This window comes from Nonomuraea harbinensis (assembly GCF_019396385.1).
Lineage (GTDB): Bacteria > Actinomycetota > Actinomycetes > Streptosporangiales > Streptosporangiaceae > Nonomuraea > Nonomuraea ferruginea.
Genome location: NZ_JAHKRN010000052.1, coordinates 44,382 through 62,420 on the forward strand (window position 1 = coordinate 44,382; position 18,039 = coordinate 62,420).

Here is an 18,039-nt window from a genome sequence, read left to right on the forward strand (position 1 = left end):
CGAGATCATGCGGGCCGCGGCCTTCGCCGAGTTCGGCGGCCCCGAGGTGCTGCGGGTGATGGAGCTGCCGGCTCCGCAGGCCGGCCCCGGCCAGGTGCGCGTACGGGTGAGGACCGCCGGGGTGCAGCCGTTCGACGCGGCCGTCCGGGCCGGCTGGACCCCGCCGGGGGTGACGGGCGGGCTGCCGCGGATCCCGGGCAACGAGTTCGCCGGCGTGGTGGACCAGGTGGGGGAGGGGGTGACCGGGGTGACGGCGGGCGCCGAGGTGCTCGGGTTCTCGCTGCTGCGCTGCTACGCCGAGTACGTGGTGGTCGACGCGGGCGACGTGACCCCCAAGCCGGCCTCGATGCCGTGGGAGGTGGCCGGCTCGCTGACCGCCGGAGCGCAGACGGCCGAGCTGGCCCTCGACGGGCTCGCCGTGACCGAGGGCGACACGCTGCTCGTGCACGCCGCCGCGGGCGCGGTCGGCACGGTGGCCGTCCAGGTCGCCGGGATGCGCGGCGCCACCGTGATCGGCACCGCCCGCGAGGAGAACCACGCCTACCTGCGCGACCTCGGCGCCATCCCGGTCGCCTACGGCGCGGGCCTGGCCGACCGGGTGCGCGCCCTCGCCCCCGGCGGCGTGGACGCCGCGCTCGACGGCGCGGGCGGCGACGCGCTGGAGGTGTCGCTGGAGCTGGTCAAGGACCGCGACCGCATCCTCACGCTGGTCGAGCACGACAAGGCCGCCGAGCTGGGCATCAAGGTCACCCGGGGCACGCGCAGCGCCGAGCGCCTGGCCCGCTACGCCGCCTTGTACGCCGAGGGCCGGCTCAAGTTCCCGGTACGCGGGACGTACCCGCTGGAGCGTGCGGCGGACGCGCACCGCGAGATCGAGACCCGCCACGGCGCAGGCAAGATCGTCATCACGGTCTCCTAGGAACGGACGCGCTGCCGCTGGTTGAACCGGCCCACCTTGGCCCGGTTGCCGCACACGTCCATCGAGCACCAGCGGCGGCCGCCGTTCTTGCTCACGTCGTAGAACCAGAGCACGCAGCGGGGGTTGGCGCACTTGCGCACCCGCTCCGGGCGCTCGCCGAGCACCCGGGCCAGGTCGGCGGCCGCCACCCAGGCCGCGTGCCAGGCCGGATCGTCCAGGACGACGACCTCGTACGGCTCGGCGCCGCTCAATTGGGGGCGGCGGGCGCCGTGGGCCAGCACCGCGTTGAGCGGGGCCGCCTCGCCCCGCTCCAGCAGCGCGCGCATCGCGTCGCGGGCCTGGACCAGCGGGTCGCGGGCGCGCTCCGGGTCGTCGCCGCCTGGCAGATCGTGATCCGCCAGCCAGGCCCGCACGCCGTCGACATCGTCGAACTGGTCGACTTGTGTGGCGTTGTCGATCCACACGGTGTCGACCAGGTCCAGCCCCACGGGTTCGGTCCTGAGCGGACGCAGTCTCACAGTGATTAACCTCTGAAGTCGATTTGACCGGTTGCAGATCATCATGCTATCACTTAACCACCGAAAAGACTTTCAACGGTTAAGAGGTTCGCCGTGACCATCCGCTACCGCACCGTCCGGATCGACGGGCTCGACGTCTTCTACCGCGAGGCGGGCGACCCGTCCGCGCCCACGCTCGTCCTGCTGCACGGGTTCCCGACCTCGTCCATCGCCTACCAGGAGCTGATGGGCGAGCTGGGCGACGAGTTCCACCTGATCGCGCCCGACTACCCCGGCTTCGGGCACAGCTCGGCGCCCGCCGCCGGAGAGTTCGGCTACACCTTCGACCGCTTCGCCGACGTGGTGGACCGGCTGCTGGACACGATCGGCGTGCGGCGTTACGCGCTCTACGTGCACGACTACGGCGCACCCGTCGGCTTCCGGCTCGCCGTCCGGCATCCCGAGCGGATCACCGGCATCGTCACCCAGAACGGCAACGCGTACGAGGAAGGGCTGACCCCGTTCTGGGACCCGTTCAAGAAGGCCTGGGCAGACCCGCAGGCCGATACGGCGGCGCTGCGGGCGTACTTCACCTGGGAGGCCACCCAGTGGCAGTACACCCACGGCGTGCCGGACACCACGCTGGTCAACCCGGACAAGGCGCTGTTCGACCAGGCGCTGCTGGACCGGCCGGGCAGCGCCGACATCCAGCTCGCGCTCTTCCTGGACTACGAGGGCAACGTCGCCCTCTATCCGCAGTGGCAGGAGTATCTGCGCACGCACCGCCCGCCGGTGCTGGCCGTGTGGGGCCGCAACGACGAGATCTTCGGCCCGGACGGCGCGCGGGCCTTCGCCCGTGACGTGCCGGACGCCCGCGTCCACCTGCTGGACGCCGGGCACTTCCCGCTGGAAACCAGGCTCACCCAGATCGCGGCCCTGACCCGCGATTTCCTCCGCGGCCTGTCGGACTGACGCCGATGGCCCGCCCCTCCTATCGCCGCACCACGCCCGGCCCCCACCTGGCACCCGACCCCCACCCGGCGCGTGATCCTGGACCGGCGCCCGCTCCTGGACCGGCGCCCGCTCTTGACCCGGCGCCCGGGGGCCGCGGGGTCAAGGACGCGGTGGTCGCCATGGTGGCGGCGCTGGCCGGGCTGCTGCTGCTCGCCGCCGTCGCCGGAGCCGTCGAACCCGGCCTGTTCGCGCTGCCGTTCGTGGCCAGCGCGGCGATCGTGGCGCTGGCCCCGGCGGCGCCGTTCGCGCAGCCGCGCAGCATCGCGTTCGGGCACGCCGGCGCGGCGGCGCTCGCCCTGGCAGCCGTCGCCCTGGCCGGCCCGTCGGTGTGGACGGCGTCCGTGGCCGCCGCCCTGTCGATCGGGCCCATGCTCCTGCTGCGCGCCCCGCACCCGCCCGCCGCGGCCACGGCGGCGCTGATCGGGCTCACCGCACCGGACCCGGTCTACCTGCTCAACCCGGTGCTGACCGCCAGCGCGCTGGTGATCGCCGGAGGAGTGATCCTGGGCAGAGTGCTCCCGGGCCCGAGGTACCCGGTCTACTGGCGGTGAGTCACCGCCTCGGCGACGGCGAGCTGGACGTCGTGCAGCCGGGTCTCGCCGTCCTCGACGTCCCACAGCGAGTTCTGCAGTACCCGGCCGAGCGTCCAGCCGGCCGCCCGCGCCGGGTCCAGCTCCAGGATCTCGACCATCAGGTCGAAGCGGCGCAGCACCGCGCGGCGCACGTCGCCTGAGGCCACCACCTCGCTCCACCGGTTGTGGATCGCGGGCAGCAGATCGAACCCGGGGTCGCCGGCCAGCGGCTTCGGGTCGATCGCCAGCCACGGCTCGCGCTCCCCGGCCAGCACGTTGTCGTAGTGCAGGTCCCAGTGGAGCAGCCGGTCGCCGGGCTCGCCGACCAGCTCGGCCACCGTGTCGGCGCACCGGCGCAGCCAGGACCGGTCCTCCTCCCGGGGGAGCTTCGCCAGCGCCGCGGGCACGTCGGCGAGCATCTGCCCGGCGATGTCGCCGAGCCGTCGCAGCCCCTCGGGCGCGGGCCGCGCCACCAACCGGGCCAGCAGCGCCGCGAGGATCTCCAGCGCCGCCAGGTCGTCGGCCACCGCCGACAGCGACCGGCTCTCGTCCAGCCGCTCCAGCAGCATCGTTCCGGTGGCCGGGTCGTGCTCCAGCAGCAGCACCGACCCGTCGCCGGCCCAGGCGCGCAGGCCCACGGGCTCGGTCGCGTTCTCGTCGGTGACGGGCTGCAGCTTCAGCGCGGCGGGCGTGCCGTCGGCCCGCACCACGGGCAGCACCAGGGAGACCACGCCGTGCATGGACGCGCCGTCGAGGCGCAGCCCCCACTCCTCCAGATAACGCCTGGCCAGCGCGGGCAGCCCGGCCGACCAGGCCCGTCCCGCCTCGCCCTCCCACTTGACATGCGACTCGGTCAACGCCGGCGGCACCACGATCTCCATGCCACCAGTCTGGCCGCCGGGACAACCGGTTTTCACGGGGTCAGGGCCTTGCGCAGGGAGTGCAGGCACAGCCGCAGCGCCGTGTGCTTGGGCACGCCCTGCTCCCGGGTGTGCTGCCAGGCCGCGTACAGCATGGCCCACAGCAGGCTGCCCACCCAGGCTGTCGACAGCGTGGGGTCGATGGTGCCGTCGGCGTGTCCGCGCTCGATGAGCCGGGTCAGCGCCTGATCCGCCTCGGTCTCCGAGTCCCAGCTCTCCCAGTCGGCCAGCTGCGGGTTCTCGAAGGCGAACAGGAAGCCGTCGCCCAGCTCGAAGTACTCCTGGCAGAGCCGGTCGAGCGCCTCGATGGCGGGGCCGTCGTCGAGGCGGGCCCGCTCGGTGGTGGTCGCCACCAGCTCCATGAGGTGCGCGCCGATCGCGCTCAGCAGGTCGGAGCGCTCGCGGAAGTAGCGGTGGACGGTCGTGCGGCCGACTCCGGCGGCGGCCGCCACGTCGGCGAGCGAGGCGGACGGGTTTCTGGCGAGGGTCGACACGGCCGCGTCGAGGATGGCGCGTCGTGTGCGTGCCCGGGTGCCCGTCTCGTCCATGGGCTTACGGTACATGGGCCACCAGAGAGAAACCCATTTGACCGATTATGGAACATTGATGTTCCATGATGGGTATGAAAGTTCCGGAATCTTGGCGCATCCTGTGGTCCTTCGCCCGGCCGCACGTCCGCACGCTCGCGTCCGGGCTGCTCCTTGCGCTGGTGGGCTCGGCGCTGGCCCTCGCCACGCCGATGATCACCAAGTGGGTGCTCGACGCGCTCGGGACGGGAGCCTCGCTCGCGGCGCCCGTCGGCGCGCTGCTGGCGCTGCTCGTGGTGGGCATCGTGGTCGGGCGCTGGCAGTGGGTCATGCTCGGCTCTCTGGGCGAGCGGGTGGTCCTGGAGGCGCGCGACTCGGTGGTGCGGCGCTTCCTGAGGGCCACGGTGCCCGCCGTCACCCGTCACCCGGCAGGTGAGCTGGTCACCCGTGTGACCTCCGACACCGTGCTGCTCAGAGAGGCCGCGACCTCCAGCGTGATCGGCCTGGTCAACGGCACCGTCATGCTGGCCGGCACGCTCGTCCTGATGGGCGTGCTCGACCTGGTCCTGCTCGCGGTCACGGTGGTGGCCGTGCTCGTGGTGATCGTGCTGTTCGCGCTGCTCATGCCCACGATCTCGAAGGCGCAGGAACGGGCGCAGGAGCATGTCGGGCGGCTCGGCGGCGTGCTGGAGGGCACCCTGCGGGCCATTCGGACCGTGAAGGCGAGCCGCGCCGAGGACCGCCAGGCGGACCGCATCCTGGCCGAGGCGCACGCCTCACGGGAGCAGGGCGTGCGCGCCGTCCGGGCCGAGGCCACGGCCTGGACCGTCGCCTGGGCCGGCATCCAGTTCGCGATCATCCTGATCCTCGGCATCGGCGCCTGGCGGGTGGGCGCGGGCCACATGGAGGTGTCGAGCCTGATCGCGTTCCTGCTCTACGCGTTCGGGCTCATGGACCCGATCATGGAGCTCAGCCAGAACACCACGGCGCTGCAGTCCGGCATCGCCGCGGCCGAGCGGCTCCGGGCGGTGGAGGCGATGCCGGCGGAGCCTGCCGGCACCCTCGCCCCGGCGGCCGGCGGCGACCCCGCGGGGCCGGTGATCGAGCTGCGAGGCGTCACCGCCGTGTACGCGCCGGGCGCCGGGCCGGCCGTGCGCGACGTCGAGCTGGCCGTCCCCAGGCGCGGCCATCTGGCCATCGTGGGCGGTTCCGGCGCGGGCAAGACGACGCTGTTCTCACTGATCCTCGGTTTCCTCGAACCTCGGGAAGGCGAACTGCTGCTCGACGGCCGCCCGTACGCCGCGTACAGCAGAGAGGAGATCAGGGCCAGGCTCGCGTATGTCGAGCAGGACACCCCGCTGGTGCCGGGCACGATCCGGGAGAACCTGCTGTTCTCCAACCCCGCCGCCACAGCCGAGGAGGTCGCCGAGGTCCTGCGCGAGGTGCGGCTGGACCTCGCCGACCTGGACCGGCCGGTGTCGTCGGGACAGGTGTCGGGCGGCGAGCGCCAGCGCATCGCGCTCGCGCGGGCGCTGCTCCGCGCGCCGGACGTGCTCCTGCTGGACGAGGCCACCGCGCAGCTCGACGGACTCACCGAGGCCGCGGTCCAGGAGTGCGTGCGCCGCCAGGCCGCCAGAGGCGCCGTCGTCACCATCGCGCACCGGCTGTCCACCGTTATCGACGCCGACCAGATCGTGGTGATGGACGGCGGCCGGATCCGCGCCCGCGGCACCCACCAGCAGCTGCTGGCGTCCGACGAGCTCTACGGCGCGTTCGTGGCCGCGCTGCGCATCGCCGAGCCGGCCGGGGCCCGGTGATCAGTAGTGATAGGGGTACGGCGACCAGTCGGGGTCGCGCTTCTCCAGGAACGAGTCGCGCCCTTCGGCGGCCTCGTCGGTCATGTAGGCCAGCCTGGTCGCCTCACCGGCGAACACCTGCTGGCCCACCAGCCCGTCGTCGATCAGGTTGAAGGAGAACTTGAGCATCCGCTGCGCGGTCGGCGACTTGGCGTTGATCTTGCGGGCCCAGTCGAGCGCCGTGGCCTCCAGCTCCTCGTGCGGCACGACCGCGTTGACCATGCCCATCCGGTGGGCGTCGGCCGCGCTGTAGGTGTCGCCGAGGAAGAAGATCTCGCGGGCGAACTTCTGGCCCACCTGGCGCGCGAGATAGGCGGAGCCGAAGCCGCCGTCGAAGCTCGCCACGTCGGCGTCGGTCTGCTTGAACCGGGCGTGCTCGGCGCTGGCGAGTGTGAGATCGGCCACCACGTGCAGGCTGTGGCCGCCGCCCGCCGCCCAGCCGGGCACCACGCAGATGACCACCTTGGGCATGAACCGGATCAGCCGCTGCACCTCGAGGATGTGCAGTCGCCCGGTCGCGGCCGAGCCGTCGGCGTACTGGTAGCCGTCCTTGCCGCGGATGCGCTGGTCGCCGCCGGAGCAGAAGGCCCAGCCGCCGTCCTTGGGCGAGGGGCCGTTGCCGGTCAGCAGCACGCACCCGACGTCGGTGGTCTGCCGGGCATGGTCGAACGCGCGGTAGAGCTCGTCGACGGTCTGCGGGCGGAAGGCGTTGCGCACCTCCGGGCGGTTGAACGCGATGCGCACCGTGCCCTGGTCGACAGCCCTGTGGTAGGTGATGTCGGTGAAGTCGAACCCCTCGACTTCCTGCCACGCCTTGGGATCGAACAGCTCGGAGACCATGGGCCGAAGCCTACCGGGTGGCGGCTCCGGCCCACGGGCCGGTCAGGGGACCTCCGCCCGGAGCTCGGCGAGCAGCTGGCCCTGGTCGGCGAGCATGTCGGTCAGGATGCGGCGGGCGATCCGCAGCAGGTCGGCGAGCTCGGGTGTGGCCAGTGTGTAGACCACGGTGCTGCCTTCACGGATGGCGGTCACGATGCCCGCTCTGCGCAGGACCGCCAGCTGCTGTGAGAGGCTCGACGCCTCGATGTCGATCTGGGCCAGGAGATCCCTGACGGGAAGTGGCCCTTCCTGGAGTAGCTCCAACACTCTGATGCGAGCGGGGTGGCCGAGAGTCCGGAACAAATCCGCCTTGGCCTGGTTGACCTCCACGTGCATAGTGACAGACTAATCCAGCGCAGTTGCATAATTCTTCAAGTCGTAACGTTGTCGGATAGCATGGGCAGCGGGGACTAGGGAGTTGAGCCATGGGCCGAGGAAGAGCCAAGGCGAAGCAGACGAAGGTCGCTCGCCAGCTGAAGTACACCAGCCATCACATCGACTACGACCGCCTCCGCGAGGAGTTGGGCGCCGACGAACGACGTGACGACATGCACCCCGCTACGTCGTCCGATCAAGAGACCGGGCGCGCGCAATAACGCGGGTGAGTCGTGCGGGACTCAGGGTGACGTTGGTGAGCCGCCTGGTCTCGGGCGCCGGATCCGGCGCCGTGAGATCCAGGCGGTGCAACACCTCCCTGATGATCACCCGCATCTCCAGCAGGGCCAGCTGAGCGCCGACGCAGAAGCGCCGGCCGCCGCCGAACGGCATCCAGGCCCTGCTCTGCTGACCATCGAGGAAGCGTTCCGGCCTGAACTCCTCCGGTGAAGGGAAAGCCGCCGGGTCCCGGTGCACGAGCGGGATGAACGGTCCCGCGTACGATCCGGCCGGTATCTCGTACTCACCCAGCCGGAGCGGGGCGTCGAGCAGCCGGGGGGCCTCGTAGACCGCGGGCCTGACCCGCATCACCTCCTTCACCACCGCGTCCAGGTACGGCTCGTCGTCGGGCAGCCGCTCCAGGACGTGCGGCAGCCGGAGCAGCCGCTCGAACGCCCAGGCCAGACTGGTCGCCGTGGTCTCGTGACCGGCGATCAGCAGGGTGATCAGCTCGTCGCGGATCTCCTGGTCGTCGAAGCCCGACTCCAGCAGCCTGCTCAGCACGTCCGTGCCGTCCGCCCCGGCGCTCCGCCTGCGGGCGATCTCCTCGTACAGGATCGCGTCGACGCCCGCGCGTGCCTTCAGGAAGCGCGCGTACGGCAGGAACGGCACCCCCTTGGCGCGCTCGCGCAGGCGGGCCGGGAGCATGACGACCGACGTCGCGCCGCCGAGCCGGATCAGGCGGGGGAGCAGCGCGTGCAGCCGGCCGAGGCGCTCCGCGTCGCGGATGCCGAAGACCAGCCTGATGATCACTTCCAGGGTGATCTCCTGCATGCGGTCGCGCAGCGCGATCGGCACGCCGAGCGGCCAGGTCGCGATCTTCTCCGCGGCGATGGCCGCGATCTCGTCGTGGTAGCCGGCCACCTGCCTGGCTCTTAACGGCGGGGTGAGCGCCTTCCGGTGGCGTGACCAGCCGTCGCCGTCCAGCGTCAGCACCGAGTGGGCGCCGACCATCGGCTCCAGGAAGTCGCGCCGCGCGGCGCCGGCCAGGCCGCCGCCCTGGTCGGTGCGGTAGACCTGTTCGGCCAGCTCGGCGGTGGTGACGTACACCTCGGGCGGGAAGCCGAAGTAGCGCACCGTGAAGATCGGGCCGTACTCGCGGTGCAGCCTGTCGAACGCGCCCGCGGGGTCGAGCATGATCCAGGCGGTCTGGGCGGCTGCGGGCAGTCGCGGTCCGGGTGGGAGCATCACAATCCTCCGATACGTACGTATGTCATAGACGCTTGTATATATCGATAGCATGGATGCCGTGTCACGGAAAGAGGTTCGCGAGCGGTTGCTCGCCGGTGCGGTGAGCTGCCTGCAGGAGAAGGGCTACGCCCGCACGACCGCGCGCGACCTGGTCGCGGCGTCGGGCACCAACCTCGCCTCCATCGGTTATCACTTCGGAGGCAAGGACGCCCTGCTCAACGAGGCCATCATCGCCTGCTTCGAGGGGTGGACCGAGCGGGTCGAGAAGGCCATCTTCAGCAGCGGCCTCGGCACGCCCCGCGAGCTGCTCGAACGCGCCATGGCCGCGCTGGTCGACGTGTTCGGCGAGATGCGGCCGACGTTGATGGGCTGCGTCGAGGGCTACCCCGCGGCGCTGCGCGAGCAGGCGCTGCGCGAGCGCCTCGCGGCCGCGTACGGCGACGCCCGCGAGGCGGGGGTCGGCATGCTGCGGCGGGCCTCCGCCGAGATGGGCGTCGAGCTGCCGGTCGCGCCCGAGGTCCTGGTCTCGGTGCTGATCGCGATCTCCGACGGGCTGATGATCCAATGGCTGCTCGACCCGGACAGCACCCCCGACTCCCGCCAGATCGTCGACGCCCTCGCCGCGATCTCCGCACTCACCTAGCCAGGCCCGGCGCTCAGGCGGTGGGCTCGGCCGTGTGTCGCAGGATCGCGTCCGCCACCTCGTCGCGGACCTGAGCAGGCAGCATGTGCCCCATGTCCCGCACCATGAGCAGCTCCGCGCCGGGGATGGCCGCGGCGATGAGCGCGCCGTGGCCGGGCTTGGCGGGCTCGTGCGTGCCCTCGATGACCAGCGTCGGCGCCTCGACCTGGCCGAGCACGCCCTCGGGCTCGAAGCCGGGGTTAGCGGCGGCCGCCCGCCGGTGGTTGACCACCGCCGCCAGGTCCCTGGCCCGCTCGAAGACCCGCTCGGCCAGCCGCCGCTCGGCGTCCTCGTCGAACGGCAGCGCCGTCCCGTTCAGCACCCGCGCCTCGGCGATCATCCGGTCGATCTGCTCGCCCCGGGTGGCCGGGGGCGGGCTCTGGATCGCCTCGGTGTAGAACGCCGTGAACTCCGGCCTGGGCGGCGGCAGGCTGCCCTCCGGCTGCGGCTGCCCGGTGAGCGCCCGCATGAGCACCTCGCCCTCGTGCCCGCCCAGCGGCGACGAGCCGATCACGGTGAGCGTGCGCACCCGCTCCGGCCGCTCCACCGCCACCAGCTGCCCGAGCAGCCCGCCCGCCGAGTGGCCCACCAGGTGCGCGCTCTCCAGCCCGTACGCGTCGAGCACGCGCAGCACGTCGTCCTTGATGTCGAGCCAGGTGTACGGGTTCGCGTCGAAGTCGACGGTGCCCGATCTGCCGGTGTCGCGATGGTCGTAGCGGATGACCCTGCGCCCGCCGGCCACCAGCCTGCCGACGAACTCCTCCGGCCACAGCACGCCCTGCGACATCGACCCCATCACCAGGAGAACGGGCGGGTGATCGGGGTCGCCGAACTCCTCCGTCCAGAGCTCGACGCCGTCCACGTTGATCAGGTTCTCTGTCATGCCTCCAAGCTTGGCCCCGACCGGCGCCGGTGCCTTCCGTAGGACTACTGGGCACTACAGAAGGCGGGCGAGTTCAGTACGACTGGTGATGCCGAGCTTGGGATAGATCTTGTACAGGTGATACTCGACCGTGCGCGGGCTGAGGAACAACCGCGCCGCCACGTCCTTGCTCGACGCCCCCTCGGCCACCAGGCGCGCGATGCGCAGCTCCTGAGGCGTCAGGGCCGCCGCCGGGTCGGCCTCCGGCACGTCGCCCGCCGCCTCCCCGGCCGTGCGCAGCTCCCCGCTCGCGCGCCGGGCCCACGGCTCCGCACGCAACCGGGTGAACGTCTCCAGCGCCGAACGCAGCCGCCCCCGCGCCTGCCCCGGCCGGTGCGTACGGCGCAGCCGCTCGCCGTGGAGCAGGGCCGTGCGCGCCGCCTCGAACGGCTCCCCGTGCAGCCGCGCCGCCTCCTCGAACAGCGCCGCGTCCCCGTCCACCAGCGCCCGGCAGCGCAGCAGCGACGCCCGCGACTCGGGCGTGCCGGCGTTCGCCGCCCACCGTTCCAGTCCGTCCAGCGCCTCGCGGGCCGCCTCCGGCTCACCCGCGGCCACGGCCGCCTCCACCCGGTCCGGCGCCGTCCGCCACACCACCGTCGGATGCCCCGCCGCCGCCAGGGCCGTGAAACGGGCATGCGCCGCGTCGTACCTGCCCAGCCCCAGATCGAGCATCGCCAGCGCGTACGAGGCCACGCCCGCGCGCAGCCCCACCCGGTGCGGCACCGCGATCGCCAGGGCCCGGCTCGCGTGCTCCCGGCAGGCCTCCTCCTGGCCGCGCAGCGCCGCCACCACGGCCAGGTTCGCCAGGTGGGCGGCCTCGCTGTTGGTGTATCCGGCCTCCCTGGCCAGCGCCAGCCCTTCCTCGGCGACGGCCTCGCTCTCGGCCAGCCTGCCCCTGAGCCGCTCGCCCGTGGACACGAACTCCAGCACCACCGGCAGCTGCCCGACCATGCCGGACACGCGCGCCACCCGGCCCGCCCGCCCGACCAGCTCGGCCGACACGTCCGCCTCGCCCAGATAGCTCGCCGCCGCCGACGCCCACAGGAACTCGGCCGCCTCCCGCAGCTCCCCGGTCCTCGCCAGCGCGCCCCGCAGCAGCTCCGCCCCGCCGCCGTCGTCCAGCCGCGCCCCGATCCCGGCCACCACGTCCCGCAGGAACCCCGGCGGATGCGCCAGCGCCCTGCGCCCGATCTCCACGAGAGCCGGGATGTCGCCCACGTAGTTCGCCGCCTCGGCGGCGTCGGCCAGCATCTCCATGCTGTCGCCCCCGGCGAGGATCCGCACGGCCTCCGCGGCGTCCCCCGAGTTCAACTCGAACCGCCCCCGCAACTGCCTGATCTCCCGCCGCAACCCATCGAACCCCTTGGAACCGCTCCTCCCTCCAGCCGTCTCGTCCCGGGCGTCTGCTGAGGGACGGTTCGCTCTGTGTGGAGATGTGGCTTCCGGCTTCGGCGCCCTTTCTCCCTCGTGAACGGGCGGTCTTTCGTCGCCGGTCTCCGGCGCGGGATGGGGCGTGGGGGGTGAGCCTTCTTTCTGGTGTGCGGGTGTTGTCTCGTGAAGGGGTTCTGTGTGGGTGAGGGCGTGGGCCTCGGCGAGGTAGGTCTGGGCCTGGCCTGGACGGCCGCCGAGCCAGGCTGCGGTGGCCGCGTCCGTGTAGCGGCGGGCGCGGGTCCAGGGGTCGGGGGTCAGCTCCGCCGCTCGGCCCAGTGCCGTCGCCGCGTCGCCGTACCCACCTCTGGCTCGGGCTCCGTCGGCCGCGGCGGCCAGCGCGGCGGCCACCGGCTCGTCCCGCCCCATGGTGGCGGCCGCCAGGTGCCAGGCCCGCCTGTCACCTTCCACCAGCTCGGCCAGCACCGCGTGCGCCCGCCGTACCTCCACCGGCCCCGCCGCCACGTGCACCGCCGACCGCACCAGAGGATGCCGGAACCGGACCGCCGCCCCGTCCACCACCACGAGCCCTGCCTTCTCCGCCTCATAGAGCCCGGCCAGAGCAACCTCTTCGCGCAGGCTCACCGCCGCAGGCAGCTCCCGTGCGGGTGCCCGCACCGACGCTTCCGTCACACGCGCCCTCGCGGGTGCCCCCTTCCCAGAATCAACCTGGTTCGACCATGCCCGTACGTCGGTCTCCGTCTCGGTCGGTGGTTGCTCGTGCTGGGTCCGTACGGGTGAGTCCAGGAGGGACGCGGTGCGGAGGGTCAGGGTGAGGTCGGGTTCCAGGGATGCCGCGAGGAGGACGCGGCGGGCCGGGGCCGAGAGGCGGGACACCTGGTCGCCGAAGAGCTGGGCGCCGCCAGGCAGGGGGTCGGGGAGGGGGAGGCGGCCGGCGAGCTGGTCGGGGCTCAGGGACGCCAGGGTCTCGCCGAGGACGAGAGGGTTGCCGCCGGTGAGCGACACCAGGCGGGCGCGGACCGGTGGCGCCGCCGGGGCCAGCGAGTCCACCAGCGTGGCCGCGCTCTCGTCGTCCAGCCCGCGCAGTCGCAGCTCGGGAACACCCTTGTGGACGCCGTCCCCCCGGACCGCCAGCAGCATCCCGACCCGCTCGGTGCGGACGCGCCGGGCCGCGAACAGCAGCGCGTCGGCCGACGCCCTGTCCAGCCACTGGAGGTCGTCCACGAGGCAGAGCACGCCGCCGTCCCCCGCCGCCTCCGCCAGCAGCGACAGGACCCCGGCCGCCACCAGGAACCGGTCCTCGGCCGGCGCCGCCAGCCCGAGCGCCCCGGCCACGGCCTGGCGCTGCGGCGCCGGGAGCGCGTCGAGCAGCCCGGTCACCGGCCGCAGCAGCTGGTGCAGCGCGGCGAACGCCAGGTCGGCCTCGGCCTCGACGCCCCACGCGCGCAGGACGGTCAGCCGCGGCCCGGCCAGGGTGGCGGCCAGATCGAGCAGGGCCGACTTGCCGATGCCGGCCTCGCCCCGCAGCAGCAGGGCCTGTCCCGCACCGGCCGGCGCCGCGTCGATCACACCCTGGATCGCGGCGATCTCGGTGGCTCGGCCGTACAGCATGAGAATGACCCTATAAGGCCAAATATGGTGATGAATGTCACGTACGAACAGACGAAAAGGCGCGCCCCCGGAACCGGGGGCGCGCCTTCATCGCGGATCATGGCATCCGGTGAGATGCCTCATCCGTCGTCTCGGACACCGGCGCGCCGGCCGGGCCCGTGGACTGGACGGCCCTGTCGGACCGCTCGTGTGCCCAGCGAGACGCGTCGGACGCGGAGTCCTTCATGTGCTCGGTCCACTGCTGGGCGTTACGCCGGTAGAACATGAAGCCGGCCGCGCCGATGGCGAGACCGGTCACCAGGACGGCCGTCGGCCAGCGCCGCGACTGCTGCCGCCGGACCGGGCTGACCCGGATCGCGGCGTCGTTCAGCATCGAGCTGACTGCCGGTGCGAGTTGGTCCTCGACCCGGTGGGCGGCCTTCTTCAGCCTGGGTGCAGCCCACATCCGGGCGTCGTCGACCCGCCTGTTGGCGGCCAGCTTGGCCTGGTCGGCCATCGGCGCCATGCGCGCGCCGGTTTTCATGGCCTGGGCCTTCATCCGGCCCTGCCACGTGGTGGGCACTTCTATGACCACGCGGCGTCGTCTTCTCAGTGTCAGGGACACGACTACCTCCCCTGTCGTTGGGGCCCCGCGCGTGACCTTCCCGATACAAAGCGGCTCAATCATGGCCCGCCGTGGGAGGATGGCAGCGGAGGCCTTAGGGCCATGGTTGTCAAAACACCACAATTCCACCCTGTGCATAGAGGAAGGCAGCTGTCTCGTGGCTGAGAAGCTGATTGCGAATCTGCAGACCAATCGCGGCATGATCAAGGTCGAGCTCTTTCCCAACAGAGCCCCCAAGACGGTGCGAAACTTCGTGGAGCTGGCCGAAGGCTCCCGCGAGTGGACCCACCCGGGCTCCGGCGAGAAGAGCAACGACCGCTACTACGACGGCACGATCTTCCACCGTGTCATCCCCAACTTCATGATCCAGGGCGGCGACCCGCTCGGTGAGGGCTTCGGCGGGCCGGGCTACGAGTTCGACGACGAGATCCACCCCGAGCTCTACTTCAACCGTCCCTACCTGCTGGCCATGGCCAACGCGGGCAAGAAGATGGGGAAGGGCACCAACGGGTCGCAGTTCTTCATCACGACCGTGCCCACGCCGCACCTCAACGGCCGCCACACGATCTTCGGAGAGGTCGTCGAGGGGCAGGACGTCGTCGACGCCATCTCCAAGACCAAGACCGGGCGCAACGACAAGCCGGTCGAGGAAGTCGTCCTGGAGTCGGTCACCATCGACCGCGTCCCGGCCTGACGCGCGGCCGCCTGTCCGGCCTTCCGGGTTCCTGCGCTCTGCCAGGCCCTCCTTCCCGGAAGCCGGGCCGCGCCGGCCCGGCACGCGGGAGGCGGCGTCACCCCGTCCGAGCAGCGGACGCGGGAGTGGCCCGCAGGCTTTAGGCTGCGGGCATGACCAGCCAGCCGCCCCTCCCGCCCTCGCAGCCCGAGCAGCCCGCGGAGACGGTCCCCACGTGCTACCGGCACCCCGACAGGGAGACGTGGGTCCGCTGCCAGCGGTGCGACCGGCCCATCTGCCCCGACTGCATGCGCGACGCGGCAGTGGGGTTCCAATGTCCCGAGTGCGTGGCCGAGGGCAACCGGGGGATCAGGCAGGCGAAGTCGACGTTCGGCGGCGCGGTGGTCCGCGCTCCCTACGTGACGTGGACCATCCTGGCGGCCAACGTGCTCGTCTTCGTCGCACAGTACTTCGTGCCGGACATCCAGCGCCTCCTGGGCATGAATTCCCTCTTCGTGGCCCTGGGCGACGAGTACTACCGGCTGATCACCGCCGCGTTCGTGCACGGCGGGATGTTCCACATCCTGTTCAACAGCTGGGCCCTCTACGTGATCGGGCCGTACCTGGAGCGGGCGTTCGGACACGTCCGCTTCGTCGCGCTCTACCTGGTGAGCGCGCTCGGCGGGTCGGTCCTCGGGCTGTGGATGGACAACCCGCGCATCCTCACCGTCGGCGCCTCGGGAGCCATCTTCGGCCTGTTCGGCGCGGTGTTCGTGGTGGGGCGCAGGCTGAACCTGGACGTGCGCGGCATCGCCGTGCTGATCGCGATCAACCTGGCCATCACCTTCATCGTCCCCGGCATCAGCTGGACCGGCCACATCGGCGGCCTGGTCACCGGGGCAGCGCTGTCGGCGGCGCTGGCCTACGCGCCCCGGGAGAACCGCGCTGTGTGGCAGGCGGCTGCGGTCGCGGGGTTCGTGGCACTGCTCGCCGTGCTCGTGGTCGTCAGAATTCCCATGATCACCATGGCGATCCTGGGCTGACGTCCCCAGCTGTGGAAAAGCTGTGGAAAAGAACTAGCGCCAGCGGGTGGAAAGAACCACACCGAAGATGATGAAAACAAACCCGATCAGCAGGTTCCAGTTCTGCAGATCGCCGATGAAGGGCGCCCGCGGGGCCACGTAGTAGGTGGCGATCCACAGGATGCCGATGATCCACGAGGCGACCATCGTCGGCGCCAGCCAGCGAGGGCTGACCTTGATCTGCTGGGTCTTCTGCGGCGGGGTGTAAACCGCCTTCTTGCGCGTCTTGGGCTTGGGCACTGGATGACTCCTGCTGAGGGCCTGGGCTTCCGGATCGTCCGCAGGCTCTGCGTAAAGGGTAGTGGTAGCGAGCCCCAGGATAGTCGCCACGCGCACGGGATGGCGATCCCCGGCGCCCGGAGTCGTCCCGCTTACCCTGGTCGGGTGCGGATCGTGCTGCGGACCACGGGGGAGCTGAGCATCACCGCCGGCCTGGTTCTGGCGCTCTTCTGCGCCTATCTGCTCTGGGGCACCGGCGCCTACACGGCGAGCCAGCAGCTGTTGCTGCAGCGCGCGCTGGCCGCCGAGAACGCCGCCCGGCCGCCCGCCGTCGAGCTGGGCGACGCCGTGGCGCTGCTGCGCATCCCCAGGCTGGGCCACGACTTCCGCTACGCGGTGGTCGAGGGCGTACGGGCCGAGCACCTGAAGAAGGGCCCCGGCCACTACCCCGGCACCGCCATGCCCGGCCAGGTCGGCAACTTCGTCGTCTCCGGCCACCGCACCACGTACGCGGCCCCGTTCAACCGCGTCGACGAGCTGGAACGCGGCGACGAGCTCGTGGTCGAGGCCCGCGAGGCCCGCTACACCTACCGGGTCACCTCGCAGGACATCGTCGAGCCCGGCGAGGTGGACGTGCTCGCCCCGGTGCCCGGCATGCCGGGCCTGCGGCCCATCCGGGCGTACATCACGCTGACGACCTGCCACCCCGAATACTCGGCGGCGCAACGGCTGATCGTGTACGGGGTGCTGAAGGACACCGAGCCCAGGAAGGCATGACGATGTACGGCTGGCTGTGGCGCAGGCTCCCCGGCGGTCCAGGACGGCGGCTGCTGTGGGCCGCCCTGCTGGTCGCCACGGCGATGGCCGTACTCTGGTTCTCGGTGTTCCCGCTCCTGGAACCCACTGTGACGCTCGACGAGGTGACGGTGCGCCGATGACCCGCGTGCTGGTCGTGGACAACCACGACAGTTTCGTGCACACCATCGTCCAGTACCTGAAGGTGCTGGGCGCGAGCTGCGACGTGCGGCCCCGCGACGAGGTGCGGGTGGACGACGCCGACGGCTATGACGGCATCCTGATCAGCCCCGGCCCCGGCACACCCGAAGCCGCCGGGGTCAGCGTCCCGCTCGTCCGTCACGCCGCCCGGCGCGGGCAGCCGCTGCTCGGCGTCTGCCTCGGCCACCAGGCCATCGCGCACGCCTACGGCGCCACCGTCGCCCGCGCCCCCGACCTCGTGCACGGCGGCACCAGCGCGATCAGCCACGACGGCAAGGGGGTGTTCGCGACGTTGCCCTCGCCCGTCCGCATGACCCGCTACCACTCGCTGGCCGTGCTCCCCGAGACCGTCCCCGAGGAGCTCGAAGTCACCGCCCGCACCGGCGACGGCGTCATCATGGGCCTGCGCCACCGCGCCGCGCCCGTCGAGGGCGTCCAGTTCCACCCCGAGTCGGTGCTCTCCGAGCACGGCCACCGGCTGCTCGGAAACTGGCTGGAGAAAACGCTGTAACGAACCGGAGCCTCAGAGCGACAGACAGATGAGCGTCCCCGCCGTTGCCCCCGAGCGGCGGGGGCGTTCTTTATTGGCGATCCTTCGGATCGCCGGCTCGTCGCTCAGATCCGGTGTCTTCCCTCGTCGTTCGGTCGCTGCGCTCCCTCTCTCCTCAGTCCAGACACCGGCGCTCCTCGCAAGACCTTCCCTGTACCTGCGTTCGACGTAATTCGGTGGCCTGGAGAGCCGAATTCGGGGTCTGACCTCGGTGAACATAGGTCGGGCCGCCGGGAGAGCGTTTCTCTAGGCGGTGATGTTCCGGCTGGTCAGCGGGCTGTG

At 71.8% G+C, this 18,039-nt stretch carries 21 protein-coding genes; 11 read left to right on the plus strand and 10 right to left on the minus strand.

Features of this window, described 5'->3' with window-relative positions:
- Positions 1–7 precede the first annotated feature (7 nt).
- Entirely contained in the window at positions 8–919 is a 912-nt protein-coding gene (locus KME79_RS36440) for an NADP-dependent oxidoreductase (RefSeq protein WP_219549922.1), read from the plus strand.
- On the opposite strand, the gene KME79_RS36445 is transcribed toward KME79_RS36440, so the two are convergent.
- The gene (locus tag KME79_RS36445) at positions 916–1,437 is read right to left on the minus strand and encodes a CGNR zinc finger domain-containing protein (RefSeq protein ID WP_219549900.1); all 522 of its coding nucleotides are present in this window, start codon (positions 1,435–1,437) and stop codon (positions 916–918) included. The two genes, KME79_RS36440 and KME79_RS36445, sit on opposite strands and share 4 nt — an antisense overlap.
- 93 nt (positions 1,438–1,530) lie before the next feature.
- Here KME79_RS36445 and KME79_RS36450 point away from each other — a divergent pair, with 93 nt between their 5' ends.
- A complete protein-coding gene (locus KME79_RS36450; protein WP_219549902.1) occupies positions 1,531–2,388 on the plus strand; it encodes an alpha/beta fold hydrolase in 858 nt (285 codons plus the stop codon).
- Positions 2,389–2,393: 5 nt separating this feature from the next.
- A complete protein-coding gene (locus tag KME79_RS36455) occupies positions 2,394–2,981 on the plus strand; it encodes an HPP family protein (RefSeq protein ID WP_219549904.1) in 588 nt (195 codons plus the stop codon).
- On the opposite strand, the gene KME79_RS36460 is transcribed toward KME79_RS36455, so the two are convergent.
- Together KME79_RS36460 and KME79_RS36465 are read right to left on the minus strand one after the other, a co-directional pair.
- On the minus strand, positions 2,969–3,883 hold the full coding sequence (locus KME79_RS36460; protein ID WP_219549906.1) for an aminoglycoside phosphotransferase family protein: 915 nt from the start codon (positions 3,881–3,883) through the stop codon (positions 2,969–2,971). The two genes, KME79_RS36455 and KME79_RS36460, sit on opposite strands and share 13 nt — an antisense overlap.
- A 32-nt stretch (positions 3,884–3,915) precedes the next feature.
- A complete protein-coding gene (locus tag KME79_RS36465; protein WP_219549908.1) occupies positions 3,916–4,470 on the minus strand; it encodes a TetR family transcriptional regulator in 555 nt (184 codons plus the stop codon).
- Between the two features lie 74 nt (positions 4,471–4,544).
- On the opposite strand from KME79_RS36465, the gene KME79_RS36470 reads away from it, so the two are divergent.
- The gene (locus KME79_RS36470; protein WP_246641016.1) at positions 4,545–6,266 is read left to right on the plus strand and encodes an ABC transporter ATP-binding protein; all 1,722 of its coding nucleotides are present in this window, start codon (positions 4,545–4,547) and stop codon (positions 6,264–6,266) included.
- On the opposite strand, the gene KME79_RS36475 is transcribed toward KME79_RS36470, so the two are convergent.
- Entirely contained in the window at positions 6,267–7,145 is an 879-nt protein-coding gene (locus KME79_RS36475) for a 1,4-dihydroxy-2-naphthoyl-CoA synthase (RefSeq protein ID WP_219549910.1), read from the minus strand. It lies immediately after the preceding gene.
- Between the two features lie 42 nt (positions 7,146–7,187).
- Positions 7,188–7,520, minus strand: coding sequence for an ArsR/SmtB family transcription factor (locus tag KME79_RS36480; protein WP_148036039.1), 333 nt, complete (start codon positions 7,518–7,520; stop codon positions 7,188–7,190).
- A gap of 89 nt (positions 7,521–7,609) precedes the next feature.
- Between KME79_RS36480 and KME79_RS47550 the strand changes: the two genes are divergently transcribed.
- Complete coding sequence (locus KME79_RS47550; RefSeq protein WP_148036040.1) at positions 7,610–7,780, plus strand: DUF3073 domain-containing protein; 171 nt, start codon at positions 7,610–7,612, stop codon at positions 7,778–7,780.
- Here the strand turns inward: KME79_RS47550 and KME79_RS36490 are convergent.
- On the minus strand, positions 7,743–9,026 hold the full coding sequence (locus tag KME79_RS36490; RefSeq protein WP_219549912.1) for a cytochrome P450: 1,284 nt from the start codon (positions 9,024–9,026) through the stop codon (positions 7,743–7,745). The two genes, KME79_RS47550 and KME79_RS36490, sit on opposite strands and share 38 nt — an antisense overlap.
- Before the next feature lie 61 nt (positions 9,027–9,087).
- On the opposite strand from KME79_RS36490, the gene KME79_RS36495 reads away from it, so the two are divergent.
- On the plus strand, positions 9,088–9,672 hold the full coding sequence (locus KME79_RS36495; RefSeq protein WP_271277287.1) for a TetR/AcrR family transcriptional regulator: 585 nt from the start codon (positions 9,088–9,090) through the stop codon (positions 9,670–9,672).
- Between the two features lie 13 nt (positions 9,673–9,685).
- On the opposite strand, the gene KME79_RS36500 is transcribed toward KME79_RS36495, so the two are convergent.
- From KME79_RS36500 to KME79_RS36510, 3 genes are all read right to left on the minus strand, one after another.
- Entirely contained in the window at positions 9,686–10,594 is a 909-nt protein-coding gene (locus KME79_RS36500; RefSeq protein WP_246641017.1) for an alpha/beta fold hydrolase, read from the minus strand.
- Between the two features lie 54 nt (positions 10,595–10,648).
- A complete protein-coding gene (locus tag KME79_RS46670) occupies positions 10,649–13,633 on the minus strand; it encodes a helix-turn-helix transcriptional regulator (RefSeq protein WP_281429602.1) in 2,985 nt (994 codons plus the stop codon).
- A 97-nt stretch (positions 13,634–13,730) separates the two neighbouring features.
- Complete coding sequence (locus KME79_RS36510) at positions 13,731–14,237, minus strand: hypothetical protein (RefSeq protein ID WP_148036044.1); 507 nt, start codon at positions 14,235–14,237, stop codon at positions 13,731–13,733.
- Positions 14,238–14,394: 157 nt separating this feature from the next.
- Here KME79_RS36510 and KME79_RS36515 point away from each other — a divergent pair, with 157 nt between their 5' ends.
- The gene (locus KME79_RS36515) at positions 14,395–14,931 is read left to right on the plus strand and encodes a peptidylprolyl isomerase (protein ID WP_364233786.1); all 537 of its coding nucleotides are present in this window, start codon (positions 14,395–14,397) and stop codon (positions 14,929–14,931) included.
- A gap of 152 nt (positions 14,932–15,083) precedes the next feature.
- On the plus strand, positions 15,084–15,953 hold the full coding sequence (locus tag KME79_RS36520; protein ID WP_148036045.1) for a rhomboid family intramembrane serine protease: 870 nt from the start codon (positions 15,084–15,086) through the stop codon (positions 15,951–15,953).
- Between the two features lie 33 nt (positions 15,954–15,986).
- Here KME79_RS36520 and KME79_RS36525 read toward each other — a convergent pair whose 3' ends face one another.
- Positions 15,987–16,232 (minus strand): cell division protein CrgA, encoded by a 246-nt coding sequence (locus KME79_RS36525; RefSeq protein ID WP_148036046.1) that lies wholly within the window; start codon positions 16,230–16,232, stop codon positions 15,987–15,989.
- A 144-nt stretch (positions 16,233–16,376) separates the two neighbouring features.
- On the opposite strand from KME79_RS36525, the gene KME79_RS36530 reads away from it, so the two are divergent.
- The 3 genes from KME79_RS36530 to KME79_RS36540 are packed head-to-tail and all read left to right on the plus strand — an operon-like array spanning position 16,377 to position 17,718.
- Positions 16,377–16,988 carry a class E sortase gene (locus KME79_RS36530; protein ID WP_148036047.1) on the plus strand — a complete coding sequence of 204 codons (612 nt, stop codon included), beginning with the start codon at positions 16,377–16,379 and terminating at the stop codon, positions 16,986–16,988.
- A complete protein-coding gene (locus tag KME79_RS36535; RefSeq protein WP_187281666.1) occupies positions 16,985–17,149 on the plus strand; it encodes a hypothetical protein in 165 nt (54 codons plus the stop codon). Before KME79_RS36530 ends, KME79_RS36535 begins: the two co-directional genes overlap by 4 nt.
- Positions 17,146–17,718 carry an anthranilate synthase component II gene (locus tag KME79_RS36540; RefSeq protein ID WP_219549916.1) on the plus strand — a complete coding sequence of 191 codons (573 nt, stop codon included), beginning with the start codon at positions 17,146–17,148 and terminating at the stop codon, positions 17,716–17,718. Before KME79_RS36535 ends, KME79_RS36540 begins: the two co-directional genes overlap by 4 nt.
- The last annotated feature ends 321 nt before the right edge of the window (positions 17,719–18,039 follow it).